Genomic DNA, 831 nt, shown 5'->3' with positions numbered 1-831 from the left:
GAGCGCTGCCAGGCCGGCCTGGAGCACCATGAAGACGCTGGTGTTCGTCTCCTGTGCCACGTCGGTTATGCGGCCGTGGAGTTCCGCGGACCAGGTGAAGCCATGGGTCGCGCCGCGGTGGCTGGCGACGGCGGGGCGGGGACGGTCGGCCGGCAGGTCGAGCTGCTCGGGCAGATCTGCCAACTGGTCTGTCCAGTAGGCAATTTGCTGGCCCATGGGACTGGACGGGTCGTTCTCGTCCCCCAGGACCTGGTGCTGCCACAGCGTGTAGTCCGCGTACTGCACCGGCAGCGGCGCCCACCGCGGGGCCCCTCCCGCGCACCGCGCACCGTAAGCGGCCGACAGGTCATCGGCGAGCGGGGCGAGCGACCAGCCGTCGCCCGCGATGTGGTGGACGAGCAGCAGCAGGACATGCTCCTCCTCCCCCAGCGCGAACAGCGTGGCCGCGAGCATCGGCTCACCGGCGATGTCGAATTCGTGGGCGGCTGCGCGGGTCAGGGCGTCGGGCAGCGCGGCCTCGTCGGACTCGACGACCGTCAGGGCGGGGCGGGCCTGACCGGCGGGCAGGATCTGCTGGCAGGGCGCACCGTCCACCTCGGGGAAGACCGTACGCAGCGCCTCATGACGCTCCACCACATCCGCCAGCGCCGCCTCCAACGCCCCGCGGTCCAACCGGCCGTTGAGGCGGAGGGCCAAGGGGAGGTTGTACGTGGCGCTCGGGCCTTCCAACCGGTTGAGGAACCAGAGCCGGCGCTGGGCGAAGGACAGCGGCACGATCTCGGGCCGGGGCACCGGAGCCAGCGCGGCACGCGCCTCCTCCGTCGCCTCCAT

1 protein-coding gene is annotated in these 831 nt (G+C 72.1%); it reads right to left on the bottom strand.

The window, feature by feature from the left end:
* Positions 1 to 831, bottom strand: an 831-nt coding sequence (locus AC51EU_RS30800) for a condensation domain-containing protein (protein WP_496270380.1), incomplete at both ends; no start/stop codon positions are given.

The sequence above is a fragment of the Candidatus Streptomyces philanthi genome, assembly GCF_059553635.1.
The sequence above is the reverse complement of the archived record's forward strand: the minus strand, read 5'-3'. Positions and strand labels throughout refer to the sequence as shown.